The sequence below is a fragment of the Microbacterium sp. 20-116 genome (assembly GCF_041079415.1).
In the GTDB taxonomy this organism is placed as follows: Bacteria; Actinomycetota; Actinomycetes; order Actinomycetales; family Microbacteriaceae; genus Microbacterium.
Map to the genome: position 1 here is coordinate 307247 of NZ_JBFYGP010000001.1, position 13481 is coordinate 320727.

18 protein-coding genes are annotated in these 13481 nt (G+C 68.2%); all 18 read right to left on the reverse strand.

All coding sequences use genetic code 11. The features are described from left to right. Nucleotides 1–8: 8 nt before the first annotated feature. The 18 genes from AB6V29_RS01385 to AB6V29_RS01470 all read right to left on the reverse strand — a co-directional run bounded on the left by AB6V29_RS01385 (nt 9) and on the right by AB6V29_RS01470 (nt 13473). On the reverse strand, nt 9–395 hold the full coding sequence (locus AB6V29_RS01385; RefSeq protein WP_369356615.1) for a hypothetical protein: 387 nt from the start codon (nt 393–395) through the stop codon (nt 9–11). A 44-nt stretch (nt 396–439) separates the two neighbouring features. Continuing rightward, nucleotides 440–742: a hypothetical protein gene (locus tag AB6V29_RS01390; protein WP_369356616.1), complete on the reverse strand. Its 303-nt coding sequence runs from the start codon at nt 740–742 to the stop codon at nt 440–442. Then, a complete protein-coding gene (locus AB6V29_RS01395) occupies nt 742–1236 on the reverse strand; it encodes a hypothetical protein (protein WP_369356618.1) in 495 nt (164 codons plus the stop codon). Before AB6V29_RS01395 ends, AB6V29_RS01390 begins: the two co-directional genes overlap by 1 nt. Nucleotides 1237–1239: 3 nt before the next feature. Beyond that, the gene (locus AB6V29_RS01400; RefSeq protein ID WP_369356619.1) at nt 1240–1650 is read right to left on the reverse strand and encodes a hypothetical protein; all 411 of its coding nucleotides are present in this window, start codon (nt 1648–1650) and stop codon (nt 1240–1242) included. Continuing rightward, nucleotides 1647–2645: a hypothetical protein gene (locus AB6V29_RS01405; RefSeq protein ID WP_369356621.1), complete on the reverse strand. Its 999-nt coding sequence runs from the start codon at nt 2643–2645 to the stop codon at nt 1647–1649. The genes AB6V29_RS01400 and AB6V29_RS01405 overlap by 4 nt, the downstream gene beginning before the upstream one ends. Beyond that, entirely contained in the window at nt 2645–3571 is a 927-nt protein-coding gene (locus AB6V29_RS01410; protein WP_369356623.1) for a hypothetical protein, read from the reverse strand. The genes AB6V29_RS01405 and AB6V29_RS01410 overlap by 1 nt, the downstream gene beginning before the upstream one ends. Then, the gene (locus AB6V29_RS01415) at nt 3571–4686 is read right to left on the reverse strand and encodes a hypothetical protein (RefSeq protein ID WP_369356625.1); all 1116 of its coding nucleotides are present in this window, start codon (nt 4684–4686) and stop codon (nt 3571–3573) included. Before AB6V29_RS01415 ends, AB6V29_RS01410 begins: the two co-directional genes overlap by 1 nt. A gap of 11 nt (nt 4687–4697) precedes the next feature. Continuing rightward, the gene (locus AB6V29_RS01420; protein WP_369356626.1) at nt 4698–5648 is read right to left on the reverse strand and encodes a hypothetical protein; all 951 of its coding nucleotides are present in this window, start codon (nt 5646–5648) and stop codon (nt 4698–4700) included. Further along, the gene (locus AB6V29_RS01425; RefSeq protein WP_369356628.1) at nt 5648–9304 is read right to left on the reverse strand and encodes a tape measure protein; all 3657 of its coding nucleotides are present in this window, start codon (nt 9302–9304) and stop codon (nt 5648–5650) included. Before AB6V29_RS01425 ends, AB6V29_RS01420 begins: the two co-directional genes overlap by 1 nt. A 9-nt stretch (nt 9305–9313) precedes the next feature. Next, nucleotides 9314–9685, reverse strand: a complete 372-nt coding sequence (locus AB6V29_RS01430; RefSeq protein WP_369356630.1) for a hypothetical protein — start codon at nt 9683–9685, stop codon at nt 9314–9316. Next, nucleotides 9682–10068, reverse strand: coding sequence for a hypothetical protein (locus AB6V29_RS01435; RefSeq protein WP_369356632.1), 387 nt, complete (start codon nt 10066–10068; stop codon nt 9682–9684). Before AB6V29_RS01435 ends, AB6V29_RS01430 begins: the two co-directional genes overlap by 4 nt. Nucleotides 10069–10159: 91 nt before the next feature. Beyond that, nucleotides 10160–10738 carry a hypothetical protein gene (locus AB6V29_RS01440; protein WP_369356633.1) on the reverse strand — a complete coding sequence of 193 codons (579 nt, stop codon included), beginning with the start codon at nt 10736–10738 and terminating at the stop codon, nt 10160–10162. A 49-nt stretch (nt 10739–10787) separates the two neighbouring features. After that, nucleotides 10788–11207 carry a hypothetical protein gene (locus tag AB6V29_RS01445; RefSeq protein WP_369356634.1) on the reverse strand — a complete coding sequence of 140 codons (420 nt, stop codon included), beginning with the start codon at nt 11205–11207 and terminating at the stop codon, nt 10788–10790. Beyond that, nucleotides 11204–11494: an HK97 gp10 family phage protein gene (locus tag AB6V29_RS01450; protein WP_369356635.1), complete on the reverse strand. Its 291-nt coding sequence runs from the start codon at nt 11492–11494 to the stop codon at nt 11204–11206. Before AB6V29_RS01450 ends, AB6V29_RS01445 begins: the two co-directional genes overlap by 4 nt. A 16-nt stretch (nt 11495–11510) precedes the next feature. Next, nucleotides 11511–11873, reverse strand: coding sequence for a hypothetical protein (locus tag AB6V29_RS01455; RefSeq protein WP_369356637.1), 363 nt, complete (start codon nt 11871–11873; stop codon nt 11511–11513). After that, nucleotides 11870–12229, reverse strand: a complete 360-nt coding sequence (locus AB6V29_RS01460) for a hypothetical protein (protein ID WP_369356639.1) — start codon at nt 12227–12229, stop codon at nt 11870–11872. Before AB6V29_RS01460 ends, AB6V29_RS01455 begins: the two co-directional genes overlap by 4 nt. Nucleotides 12230–12250: 21 nt before the next feature. Next, the gene (locus AB6V29_RS01465) at nt 12251–12559 is read right to left on the reverse strand and encodes a hypothetical protein (protein ID WP_369356641.1); all 309 of its coding nucleotides are present in this window, start codon (nt 12557–12559) and stop codon (nt 12251–12253) included. After that, nucleotides 12559–13473: a hypothetical protein gene (locus tag AB6V29_RS01470; protein WP_369356643.1), complete on the reverse strand. Its 915-nt coding sequence runs from the start codon at nt 13471–13473 to the stop codon at nt 12559–12561. The genes AB6V29_RS01465 and AB6V29_RS01470 overlap by 1 nt, the downstream gene beginning before the upstream one ends. Between the last annotated feature and the right edge of the window lie 8 nt (nt 13474–13481).

Consider the following 13481-nt stretch of genomic DNA (forward strand, 5'->3'; position numbering starts at 1 on the left):
ACGGAGCATCAGCCGCGACGCGACGCCCAGTACGCGGCGCGGGTCGTGAGCGACTTCGGGTCCGCGGCGACGATCACCGCACCCGTGGATGCCTCGCGGCCGACGATCTGCGACTGCGGCACCGAACCCAGCCCGATACGACCCAGCAGGTCGTTCACACCGGCGACGGCCATGATCTTCGCCGCGAGACCCATGAGCAGCGCCGTCACCGCGACGATCGCGTTCAGCACGACGAACACGGTGCCGGGGATGACGATGTCGGTCTGCTCACGCAGATACCCGACTACGGCGAGCCCGACGCCGTTGACGACGGGGACGAGCACGACCAGGGCCTGCACGATGGTGCGGAGCACTCGCTTGCTGGCGTACCAGATGGGAGGGAGAGCAGTTTCCATGCGGGGTGTCCTTTCAAGACGAAGACCCCGACACGGCGCCGGGGTCAGATGGGGTGGGTGTCTTCGTCGACGCCGAGCGCGCGGAGCATCCATTTGTCGCGGTCGGCGGTCATGGCGCGCAGCTCGTCGTCCCGGTCCTTGAGGCGCTGCTTGAGGTCCTCCCACGCCCGGATGTCGATGTCGTCGGCTGGGACGGTTGCGGTAATACCGACCTGCGGCGCCGGCTCATCCCCGCCTGGCTTCCGTGCGGCCTTGATCAGCGCGCCGATCGCGGTGATGAGCGCGGCGAGGGAGCCGATGACGATGCCAGCGGCGGTCAGGAGCGCACCGATCTGGTCGGGCTGCATCAGCTCTCCTTCGGCTGTGCGAGCGCCTCCACGGGGACGGTCTTCCCAGCGCGCAGAGCACGGTGGTACTTCCACATCTCCCACACGATCTGCACGACACGGGCTAAGGCGGCGAGAGCGAGCACCCCGACCATCGCCTGCGTCAGCGGGTTCGCGCCGAAGCCGTACTCCCGCACCAGCGCGCCCCACAACGCTCCGAAACAGAACGCCATCAGCAACGTCGCCACCGCCTCCAAACGCGACATCGCGACGATCAGCGCACCACCTCGAGCGGTGATGACCTGCACCCCCACCGACGCGGCGATCGCAATCACCGCGACGATGAGCAGCAGCCACTGCCACACATCCGCGAGGATCGGGCTCACGGCCTCGAGCGCGACCGGCTGGTACACCTCAGCGACGGACAACACCGGCACGACGAACGCGAGCAACTGCGCCCCGGTCGCCCACGCGTTGGCCGGGGACGTGAACCGGACCGGCTTGCTCGCATCCATGGGTCACGCCTTCCGTCGAGGAACGAGCAGCGCGAGCGCCGTCGCCAGAGTGAACGCCGCCATGCCGGCGTAGATCACGAACGCCGTCCACAGGAACCCGGGCGACTGGATGATCGGCAGCGCCCACGCGATCCACGCGAGCGCGAGCAGACCGGCGGGGACGGCCGCGGCGAGACGAGAGTGCGCGAGAAGCCCGAGCATGAAAACGCCGAGGACGACCATCGTGAGGCCCCACACGTACGGAGGTGCCCACGCGAACGCCTGACGGAACGACACGGCCTTGAGCAGGTCGTGCGCGGTGACGATGACGACCACCCCGTAGGTGGCGGACACGATCGCGATGATCACCGTGAACGTCTCCGCCAACCAGATGTCGGTGAGCTTCTCCCGCCACGCCGTGGGGATGACGGTCACGATGCGGGCTTCTGCACGAACGCGATGGTCGAGGTGTGCGCGTCGATCGCGGCGTCCACGGCGGCTTTTACCGACGCAGGGTCGACCTCGACGCGGTGCTCACCCTGAGCCTCCGCGGGGAGGATGCGTGAGAGCTCGGCGATCAGGGCGTCACTGTCGACGATCGCAGTCGGGGGCGGGTTGATGGCGACGAGGTAGCCGCGCACGATGTCGAGCTCGGCGGTGAGCATGTCCGCGGTGTCGAAGTACCCGCGCTTCACCCGATCGAGCAGGGACGCGTGGTACGGGTTGCCGATGCGGTGCATGTTCCCGTTGATGAGGGACACCACGACAATGTCGTCGGAGCCCTCGATGTTGATGAAGGAGTACGCGCCTCCGCGCGCCTGCTGCACCATCTGTTCGATGCGCGCGATCGCGGGCGTCATCACCACGTCGAGACGGTGGATCAGCTCCTCGCGGGCTTTGTCGTCGTACATGTCGTCTCCCTGCGGGTCGAAGGTGATCGCGCCGAGGCCGAGGAGGGCGGGCGCGGGGCCGAGCGGATTCAGATCGATGACGTGCCACGGCTCGTAGGGGTAGCCACGAGCGGGCACGATCATCAGCGGGGTGAGGCCGACCGCTCGGCAGTCGGCGGCGAACGCGAGGATGTCCCAGCCGTAGATCTCGCCCCAGTTGGAGTAGTCGACGGCGGCGGTGTCGTGGCCCTCCCAGTAGAGCCCGTGGCTCGAGGTACCGACGACGGCTGCACCGTTGCCGTAGATGCGGCGCGCGATCTCCTGCGCGGCGCGCGGGCGGTACGTTCCCCACCCGTCCGACGGCGACAGCTCGCCCCGCCCGCGGCGACGCGCGAGCGTCAGCAGGTTGAGGTGCTTCGCGTAGGTCGCGGGCGGGAGGCCCCAGTACCAGTCCCCATCGACTCGGTTCTTCCCGCGGTGGAAGATGGTCAGCTCGGACTCGGGCACCTGCCCGTTGCGGCCGCGGTAGCGCTGCGTCATCAGCTCACCCACCCGTCCACGCGCACGGACAGCGGGACAGCGGTTCCGCTGGGGAGGGGCTCTCCGAACTCGTCCAGCAGCTGCAGCTTGATGTACGTGGTCGTGATCTCCGCGACCGTGCACATCTTCGCGGAGTTCCCCGACGTGATCTGCACGGAGACGTGCAGCACTCCCCCGTTGGGGAACCCGCCGTCGGGGATTCCCAGGGTGGTCAGGCTGCCGGCGGCGACCTGGGGGCTTCCCGAGAGGAACTTCGACAGGATGGGGCTCCGCTTGTCCCACGGGGCACCGGCCAGGACGTTGTTATCGGTGACCGTGTCGACGGTGCGGTTCCGCACCCACACGGGATTCCCGAGGGTGTTGATGTCCCGCCGCCACAGGACGCCACCGATGGTGACGCTGGAGCCGAGCCGGTTCAGGTACTGCAGGACCAGGTCGTCGACGGCGAGGGCATCCCAGACTCGCAGGTCGCGGATCTCCGTCACCTGCGACTGGCCCGCGGTGACCCGTACCAGGGCGATCGGCTGGTCATCCAGCAGACCGGGGGTCACGTCCCGGGCGGGAAGTTGCGCGTTGCTGTTGCCGACGAGGTTGGTGAACGACGACTGCCGCGCCGCCCAGTCACGGTGCGCGACGATCAGGTGCCACACCGACCCGGACGACGGCGCCGGAAGCTGGAACCGGGACGCCTGGTCGGTCGTGTCGATGACACCCTTCCCGAAACCCCGGCCGGCGGCGATGACGATCTCCCGGTCGAGGGCACCGCGGGTGACCTTCCACGAATCCTGCCCGATGACGCCATAGTCGTGCCCGCCCGCGTTCGACACGAGAGCCGACCACTCGGGCGCATAGACGGTGCCGGCGGAGGTGTCGTCGGGGCCGCGGCGACCGTACCCGGCGCTGAGGGGAATGTTCACAGACGGCATCAGCGTCTCCCTTGGTCTCGGATGCCGCGCGACAATCGCGCGACGGCCCGCCACAGGCGAGCGTCGGTGTCTTCGGTTTCGTCGAGCTCCCCGATGCGGGGGGTGACGGTGACGCCCTCGTCGGCGGTTTCGGTGATGGCGACGGAGATGCGCTGCACGGTCTGCACCGGCGCCACATCGACGGACACGAGATCCCCAACCTGGTATGTCTTCCCGTAGACGAACCGGGCGGTCTCGACGAGGGTGGTGTTCAGCCCGACGCGGGCGGCGCCGTCTGCGAGCGCCTCGTACGCGTCGACGGTGAGGTCCGCGCCTTCCTCGGTGTTGCGGCCGTCGACGAAGCCCTCGCGGATCATCCCCCACTCGGCTTCCCGTGCCTGGTGGATGACCTCGATGAACTCCCGCTCCACGCCCTCCCCGCGGCCGCCGACGACCACGCGGGTCATGGTCGGCGCCTGCCGGGTGTACGTGTAGCTGTCGGGGATGCCGGTCTCGAGCGTCAGCACACCGGGGACGGTGTCTGGTTCGCGCACGTCGACGACCACCCCCGTCTGCCGGCCGTTCTCGTCGTCGATGTATGTGAGCACCACGGTGAGGTTGTCGGCGTCGAGCAGCGGGATGAGCTTGTCGGCGAGCGGGTGCATGCGGAACTGTGTCTGGACCTGAGACCCGCGTCCCAGGTCGGGCGCCACGGTCCACGGCACGCCCAGGCGGGTGAAGTTCTCCCGCAGCGCGTTCTTGAACACCGTCTCAGACGGCCCCGAGTAGGTGCGGTAGTCCTGGTACTGGTTAACGATCGGTGCCGTCGGCACCTGCCGCCCGTACCAGGACCAGAGGCACTGTAGATCCCCGACGACGCGGGCGGTGACGGTGCCGTCCGGCCCCTCCCCGGGGGTCTCCTGGATGAGACCTCGGAACTGTTCCTCCCCGCGGAAGAACACCCGGCACCGCGCCCCGTCGAGCGTCACCAGCGGTGCGACCGCATGATCGCTCGGGGCGGTGAACTCGGCGGCGGGGATGACGTTGGGAGCGAGCACGGCCTGCGCGTCGAAGCCCGACACGTCCCGGAGGTACGCCCCGGTCTTGTCGTCGACGACGAAGCGCAAACCGTCCACGGTGGCTCCTCTCAAAAGGCGCGGAAGTGCAGCGGCGTGAGGTCGAACATGACCGCGCCGGCACCGACCGCTGCGACGTGCAACGGCACGGACGCGCCCGGTGGGATGCGGGCGTAGTCCTGCAACCCGAGCTGCCGGGTCACGTCGTCACCGACGAAGTCGTCCGTGTCGTCGACGGCGGGTCCGAGCTGCGCGGTCGGGTTGCGGGGGTCCGTGTCGATTCGGAGCATCTGCCCCTCGATGAGGTCGAACGTCGGCCGGATGAGCGTGTCACCGACGCCGAGCTCGATCTGCGAGAGAGCATCCCGCACCCACCAGATGCCGTACGCATCCACATCACCCAGGTTGGGGATCGCGGCCGTGGCGAAGTTCGCCGACGACGAGATCCCGAACTCCGGGCCACCGCCCTCGGGGATGAACCCGACCGGGGTGGGCGACTCCCACGGGCCTCGACGGACCCGCTCCCCCTGCCAGTACGGTTGCGCGGCTTCCAGCGCGATTGAGTACACCTGCCACCCGCGGAGGGTGGGGTCACGGTCATACGAGTGCGGTTCGTCGAACACCCCGGTGAGGCGAAGCGTCCTGGCAGGCCGGTCACCGACCTGCACCGACCAGATGCCCTCGTTCTCCGGGTGGATGGTGGCGAAGAACCGCGTGATCCGGTCGAGCCACGCGTTCGTCCCGTCGGCCCAGATGTACACCTTCCAGAGCACGTCGCGCGCGTTGGTCTGCCACCCGCGGAGCCGGTGACCCGGGAACGCGCGTGAGCGGGTCGTGTGTTTTTCGATGCGGGGGAAGTGCAGCCCTTCGACCCCGTCGCGGACGAGCACGACACCACCGTCTGGGTCGGTCAGGTCCCACACGGAACCGTCCGACCCGGTCCAGGTGATGGACATGCCCTGCCACTGCCGGACGGGGACGGGAGGCGCGACCGGGGGTGAGCCGAGCACCACTGGGTACATCAGCTCACCCCCACCGTCGTCAGCGTCCCCGCAGCGGAGAGCTTGCGTCGCTTCTTCTTGTTCGCCTCGTAGATCAGCTCCTCAGCCGCCGTACGCGTCGTCCCGAAGAAGTTGTACGTGTCACCACCCGGGACGCCTGTTCCGTCGCCGTTCGAGCCGGTAGCGCCGCCCGCGGCGCCCTGAGCACCCGTCGCGGTCAGCGTCGAAGACACCGACCCAATGAACGACGCCACACGAGCCGCCTCCGACTGTGCTGCGGCCGTCATCCGAGCCGACGCGAGTTCCACTTCACGCTGCCCGTCGCCGATACCGTCAGCGAGCTGCTGCCCGATCGCCTGACCACCGGTTCGGAGCGCGTACCAACCACGCCCCGACAGGGGACCGCGCTTGGCCGGGGAGTGCGGGAAGAACCCGCCGACGAAGTCCATGAGACCGCCGAGCGTGTTCCCGACCTCCCCGATCATCGAACCGATGCCGTCGATGAAGGACCGGATGATCTCCTTGCCCGCCTCGAGCAGCGCCGGACCGAGCGCGACGATCGCGTCGACCATCGTCGGACCCATGTCCCGCAGCGTGTCCTTCAGCTGAGGGATGATCTGCGGCACCGCGGTGACGAGCGCCTTGAACAGTTCGACGCCGGCCTTGATCAGCGTCGGGATGAGGCTGATCAGGGTGGACACGATCTGCGGCAGCATCCCCACGATCGCGACGAGCAGCTGCGGGATCACCGTCAGCAGCCCGAGGACGAGTTGCAGGAACAGGTCGATGACCGTGGTCAGCAGCGTCGGGATCATCCCGATGAGCGTGCTGAGCACCTCCGGCAGCATCCCCACCAGGGTGGTGAGCAGCTGCGGGATGACCTGCACGAGCCCGAGCACCAGCTGCAGAAACAGCTGGATCGCCGTCGTCAGCAGCAGCGGGAGCATCCCGAGCAGGGCGGCGATGATTCCCGGCAGCGCGCCGACCAAGGTGGTGACGAGCTGCGGGATGACCTGCAGGAGACCCAGGATGAGCTGTAGAAACAGTTGGATCGCTGCCGCTTGGATCACGGGCAGCATCGAAATGAGTGCCGCGACGATACCCGGCAGAGCACCCACGATGGTCGCCAGAAGCTCTGGCAGCACCGTGATCACGGCTTGTACCAGGCCGAGGAAGAGGGTCGTCGCCCCCTCAACCAGCAAGGGAAGCATCCCGCCCAGGACACTGACGATCCCTGTGACCAGCATGACGATGCCGTCGAGAACGAGCGGCAGAGCCTGCACGATGCCGTTGAGCAGCGTCGTGACGAGGCGAATACCACCCTCGACGATCTGTGGCAGGTTCGCGACGATCGCGGTGAGCAGACCAGTGACGAGCGCGAGCGCCCCGTTCATCAGGATGGGGAGGGCGGTGATGATCCCCTGCACGAGGATCGACACGAGCTGCGACGCGACGGACAGCAGCATGGGGACCTGCGCGAGAATGTCGCGCACCAGCAGCGGAACGAACGTCGCTATCTGCTGAACAAGCCCAGGCAACGCGGCCACGACGTTTTGCACGACGGTGGTGATCGACCCGACCAGGCTCGAGATGTCCCCACCGCTGAGCGCGTACCCGGCGAACGCTGCCGCTGCGATGCCCAGGGGGCCACCAAGAAGACCCAGTGCCCCGATGAGTCCGGGGAACAGGGCCGTCAGCAGGGGGATGCGTGTCAGCAGCGTTGCGAGCCCACCGGCGCCGAGCGCGGCGAATGCGCCCACGAGCGGACCGACGATTCCTTGCAGTCCCGCGAGCGCGCCGGAGAAGATCGACGCGCCCTCACCGATCCGGGTGAGGAACCCTGTGACGGAGTCGAGCGCGGGCCCGAGCACCGTCAGCAGAACGTCGCCGAGGACTTTCGCTCGTTCCTCGATCGGTCCCAGAGCCGAGGTGGCGGCCTGAATCAGAGGACCGATCTTGCCGTAGATGGGCTGCAGCGCGTTCGCGCCGATACGGCCCATCGAGGCGAGGAAGTTCTTCGCGGCGCCGGGGACGGTACGGCCCATCTCGTCAGCGACTGTGCCCGCCGCTGCGGTCGCGGCCTTCGAGAAAGTCTCGAAGTCGACCTTCCCCTCCGAGGCCATCTTGAACACTTCACCGGCTGTGACGCCCATCTGCTTGGCGAGTGCCTGGTAGATGGGAATGCCGCGGTCGGCGAGCTGCGAGATGACGTCGTTCTGCACACCGTTGGCCTGAGTCGCGGCCTTGTTGAAGATCGACCCCATCTCCTCCATGGAGATGCCCGCCGCGGAGGCGTTGTTCGCGATCGACTTCAGGTGCTTCTGCAGCTGCTCACCCGGCTTGATGCCAGCGGCCACCGCGGATGCCGCGACCGTGGCCGCTTCGCCGAGCCCAAAGGCCGTGCCGCGCACCGAGGCGAGAGCATCGCCCATGATCTGCTGCACAGTGGCGGCGTCGTTCCCGAGACCGGTGAGCTTCGCGCGAGCCGTATCGATCGCACTCAGGCGGGCGAAGCCCTTCGCAAACGCGATGCCGATACCCGCCGCAGCCACGGTGACGGCCGCGGTGGCAACGTTCTGGATGCTCGACCCGAGAGCGTTCCCCGCTGCGGAACCGGCGGACCGTGCCGCGCTGACGATGCCGCTGAACGCGCGCGTCGCTGCAGACCCCACGGGCCCAGCGATGCCGGCGACAGCCGATGCGATACCGGAGGTCGCGCGAGAGAACGCGGGAGCGACCGACTGGCCCAGCTTGGTGAACAGCCCAGATACCTGCGTCGTCACCGGGATCAGGTAGGAAGCTACCCGGGTGCCGAGGTTGACGAACGGGGATGCGAGGAGTGTGCCCGCCGCCGACGCGTACTGCGTGAACGGGCTGAACGCACCCCGCACAGTCGCACCGACACCCGCAGCCCACGAGCGGGTCGCAGTCAGAGCTTTCGCAAGCCCACCGCCGACCATTGTCGCCATGGACGTGAACGCAGCTGCCGCCTGCTGCGCCCCAGCCTTCGCCAGACGCCCCAGGTAGGTGAACCCTGTCACGTCCAGCAGAGCTCGAGAAAGACCGCCCAGCGAGCCCGTGACACCGCTGAACGCAGACTGCGCGGCGCGAGCGTCGGCGAACCCGGAGCGGAAGTTGGCGAGCAGCTGCCGGACACCGCCGGATGCTGCCACTGACGAGTCGGCCACCGCCGTCTGCGCGGCACGGAGCGACTCCTGCGCGTTGCGTAGACGGAGGGTCGCCGCGGCGACGGCATCCGTCGTGGTCTGCGCGGCGCGACGGACGGAGTTCAGGCGTTCCTCGGCGGCGACCGCCTGAGAAGACCCCTCCCCCGACTTCGCGATTGCCTCCTGCAGGCGCGTCTCGGCGACGCGGACGCGGCCAGCGTCATCCTGCTGCTTGAGGCGTGCCTTCGCGAGGGCCGCGGATGCGGAGGCGACCTCACCGGTGAACTTCGACACCTCCGCGGTGCCAAGGTCTTTCGCGGACTGTGCCAGCGCGCCCTTCAGGTCACGTCCGAGGGTCCGGCCGGCGGATGCGCCCGCGCCCTTGAACCCGCGGTCGAAGGTCTTCGCCCCCGCGGCACCCGCTTCCTGGGTGCCGCGGGTGACGCGGGTCTTGAACCCGGTCATGACGGGGAAGACGCTGACGTGACCGGATCCGACCTCGGACGACATGGCACCTCCTCAGTCGGCGAAGACGATGCTGTCCTCGAGCTCTGCTTGCGCGGTCGCCACTTCTTCCGCGGTGGCGTCCGACCCCCGCGGGGTTTTCATCGCCCACGGCATCGCGCCCATCGCGGCCTTCACGAGGGCTTTCTCGCCGCCGGCGCTGATCAGGATGGTCAGCAGTTCCGGCATGCTCGCGGGGTACGCCCATCCGGCGAGTTCGGCGCCGAGCGCGGTGGCAGAGTCGCCGGCGGCGCGGGTGAGGAGGCTGTGCGCTTCACCCCATGTGAGGCCGTCGCCCAGTTCCGAGATGCTGACCCCGCACGACGCGCGCAGGGTCCACACGACCGCGTCGCGGTGCTCTCGGATCAGCCGGGCGACGGCGATCATTCCGGGCGGGTTGCCCCCTGGATGCGCTGCAGTACCTCGAAGTACTTCATCGCCATCTGCGCGACGTCGGAGATGTCCTGCTTGCTCAGCGCCTTGACGTTCTCGTCACCGCCGACGACCTGGATCAGGGAGCGGAACTGGTCGATCTCGTTGCCGTACTCGGCTTGGAGGGCGTCGACGTCGTCGAGGCTGAGCGCGAGGGTGGCCTTCACAATCGTGCCGTCGAAGAACTTCCCGACGAACGAACGCTCGACGATGATGTACTTCACCTCCGGCGCGATGGCGGCGATGGCCTTCGACTCGTCTTCCTCGGTCCACCCGTCGAAGTCGTAGACGACTTCGGGGGTCGCGTCGGCGGTGGTGGGCTTGGTGCGTGCGGCCACAGTGGCCTCCTTCGTTCATCGGGTGGTGTCGGGTGTCGGGTGGGAAGGACTGGCCGGGGTGACCCGACGACACCCCGGCCAGTCGTCTGCGTCAGGGCGTGGTGTCGCCCGGGATGGCGGGTCCCCACTGCCAGAAGGGCGCGCCGTTGAACAGCTCGTCTTCCTGCCAGGTGAAGGTCACGTTCTGGCCCTCGACGGCGCCGCGTTCCGACTGGTCCTGCTCGATCGCGGTGACCGAGGCGACGCCGATCTGACGCTTCTCCTTGCCGTTGCGGTACTTCGTTACCACGAGCAGGATGAAGCGGTTGTTCGGCAGCGACGACGAAACCTCGATGACACCGTTCGCGTCGGGCGTGCCACCCTCGGTGAGGGAACGCACGGCGTCGTTATCCTCCGCGAGACCGATGACGACCGTGCGGGTTCCGTCCCCGGCGAGGGTGTAGCCCTTCTGGTAGAACTCGATCGCGTCGCCCGACTCGCGGGACGCGGCGGGGCCACCGTCCTGCTTGTACAGGCCGAGGCGCTTGTACGCGGCCGGCAGTGCGAGGGGGCTCGCACCGAGTTCGGCCTTCTCGATGATGTTCGCCTCGAGCACCGGCGCGAACGCGGCGAGGCCGGTGATGGGGACCTGAACGGCGTCGAGGTCGTTTCCCTGAGAGTCCGCGGTCACGGTCCTCTCCCTTCTCCCGCGACGCGGGCTCATGTGTGGATGGGGTGGCTCACCAGGAGCCGGCAGCGACGTACTGCGCGGTCAAGTACCGGCGAGCGACGTCGAGCGTTTCGAGGACCGGATACGGTCCGTTGCAGCCGTCCCACTCGACCGATGCGATCGGGGAACCGTCGGCAAGCGGGAGGTCTGAGTCGAAGAGGATCGAGCCGAGCCAGGAGGCGACGTCGTTGGCGGGCTTCGGGTTTCCCTTGGAGCCGCCGAGGACGGACGCGCCGATTGATCGGTCGAATGTCGTGTGATCGAGACGAGAGCCGGAGTCGTCTCGAATGACAACCAGGGGCCGCCTGAGCGGGAGCGCGAGATCCGGCGGCTCGACGTGCGCGACGTCGACCGCGATGCCCTCGGCAAGTGCGAGCGCGCGGACGTGACCGATGAGCCAGGTCTGCACATCGGGAGGTGTGACCCTCACCGCTTCGCTGCCTTCACCGCGCGGCCGAGGTTGCCCGTCCTCGACTCGATCAGCAGGGTCTTCTCGTCCGACCCGACGACACGGGCCACGCGGCGGTACCGCGAGTCTCGATGCTCGATGTGCAGGCCGTTCCGGTAGTCCATCGTGTCGACGGGCGCGTTCGTTTGAGCGGCCTTCAGAACGTCCTCGGTGACGCCGTCGACCAGCGCCTCGACGCGAGGCTCACGCAGCACGGTCTCAAAGAACCGCGGGTTGAACTCGACGACGGTGTTACCGCTGCGCGGCATGGGCGACTCCCTTCGGTCAGCCGACCGATCGGGTCAGCGGGATCTCTCGCTCCGGCGTCCATCCGGTGAACGGGTTCGTGTCGGCTGCGGGCGGAATGCCCTCGATCGTGTAGATCGGGCCGCCCTCCTCGCCGTCGCGGATGCGGTCGCCCTTCTGGATGTCGCGGTCACCGTCACAGAACAGCGACTTGGCTTCGACCGCCTGCGCACGATTCGCGTCGCCGAGCAGCGAAGTCGACGTCTGCGCGATGAACGCCCCCTCGATGGGGAGGATGTCCGGGTGCTCCCAGTCCTCGCGGATCTGCTCCGACGGGTTGTAGGGGTCCGGCATGAGTCCGGCACGCAGCCGGTACACGGTGCGGCCGTGGGGGAAGCTCATGCGTAGTGCTCCGGCCAGAGTTTTGCGAGCGGTCGGTCTGTGGGGAAGCTACCGCGAGGTGCGCCCGATGCGGTGGCGGCCGGGCAGAGCGAGCGCAACGCAGCTCGGTCTTCCGCGCGCCAGGTGTTGGCGTCCCAGTAGTCAACGGACGCGGATCCGATGCGCTGCGCGCGCACGCGGCGCGACCCGGCGGCGGGTGCTTCTGCGGCCACGCCGCGCAGGATTGCGAGAGCGTTCTTCTTCTCCTCCGACTCGTCGGGGAAGACGTCGATGCAGGGGGCGATGGATCGGGCCGCGACGATGATGCGGCGTGCCGCGTCTTCGTCCACGCCGGGGAAGTCCTCGGGTGTGATCATCTCCACCGCCCCCTGTCTCGCTTACTTCTTGGAGGTGCCGACCAGGCCGATGGCCTTGGCGTGCTCGATTCCCTCGGAGGTGAACTCCTTGGTGTTCACCGGGGTGCCGCGGTACACGTACCGCTCGCCGCCCGATTTCAGCGGCAGAACCGCCACGGGCCCGATGACCTGCAACCCTTCGGTCGCCTTCTCGGCCTCGGCCGCACGCGCGGCTTCAGCTTCTTCGGCGGCCGAAGCGGCTTCGGCTTGCTCCTTCGCCGCCTTCTCGGCGGCAGCCTTCGCTGCTGCGGCCTTCTGCTCCTCCGTCTGAGGAGCCTGCTGTCCGGCCATCAGAGACCCGTTCCCGTCAGCTGGACACCGGCGAGCGGCTCGAGCACCACGGGCACCGTGACGCGGCGGCCGCGCAGCTTGTAGCCCTCGGCGTCGTCGTCACGGATCGACTTGGTCTCGACGCCGACATTGCCGGCCGAGGCGTAGCCGGGTCCGCCGAGCTTCTCGTCGGCCATGCCGCCGAGGTTGTCGCGGTCGACGAGCAGCGGGTTCGCTCCCTGGAAGTGCGGCGTGGTCGCCCACGTCACACCGAGAGCGTCGACCGGCAGGTTGCCCTGGATGGCCGTCTGACCGGACTCGCGGGGCAGCGCCTTGTCGTCGATCAGAAGACGGATGACCTTGGCGTACTGGGTGGGGCGAAGCACGACCGTGTCGAGCTCGAGCCCCAGTCCCAGGTCGGCGCGCTCACCCTGGATGGAGAGGATGGCCTCGACGGCCGCGCCGGCGGTGTCCCACGTGTCCGAGGTGTAGGTGCTGGACACCTTCGACTGGATGACGGCCATGGCGACGGAGTCGACGAACCGCACGATGGTGTTAGCAACGCGGAGGATGCCGCGGTCGACGTAGACGCGACCCTGGCGGGCGATCTTCTCGTCGGACACCATCGTGTCGAGGCCCCACTTGTCGGTCTTCGCCGACACCACGGTGCCGTCGTCGAGCACGACGAGGGGGTACTCACCGAGGGGCGAGATCGCCTCGGGATCCTCGGACGAGAACACGGGCTCGCCGGTCTCGTAGAAGATGCCGCCGCCGGTCGCGTCGAGGCGACCCTGCAGGAGGTAGTCGGCGATGAACCGCATCTTGGTGATGTCCGCGACGCGGCGAGCGATGAGGCTCCGGTTGGACAGGAACAGGTGCAGCTGCTCCGTGGTGAGCGTCCCCGTGGGGTGCGCCACCGGGTAGGTGTACGACATCTGGACTC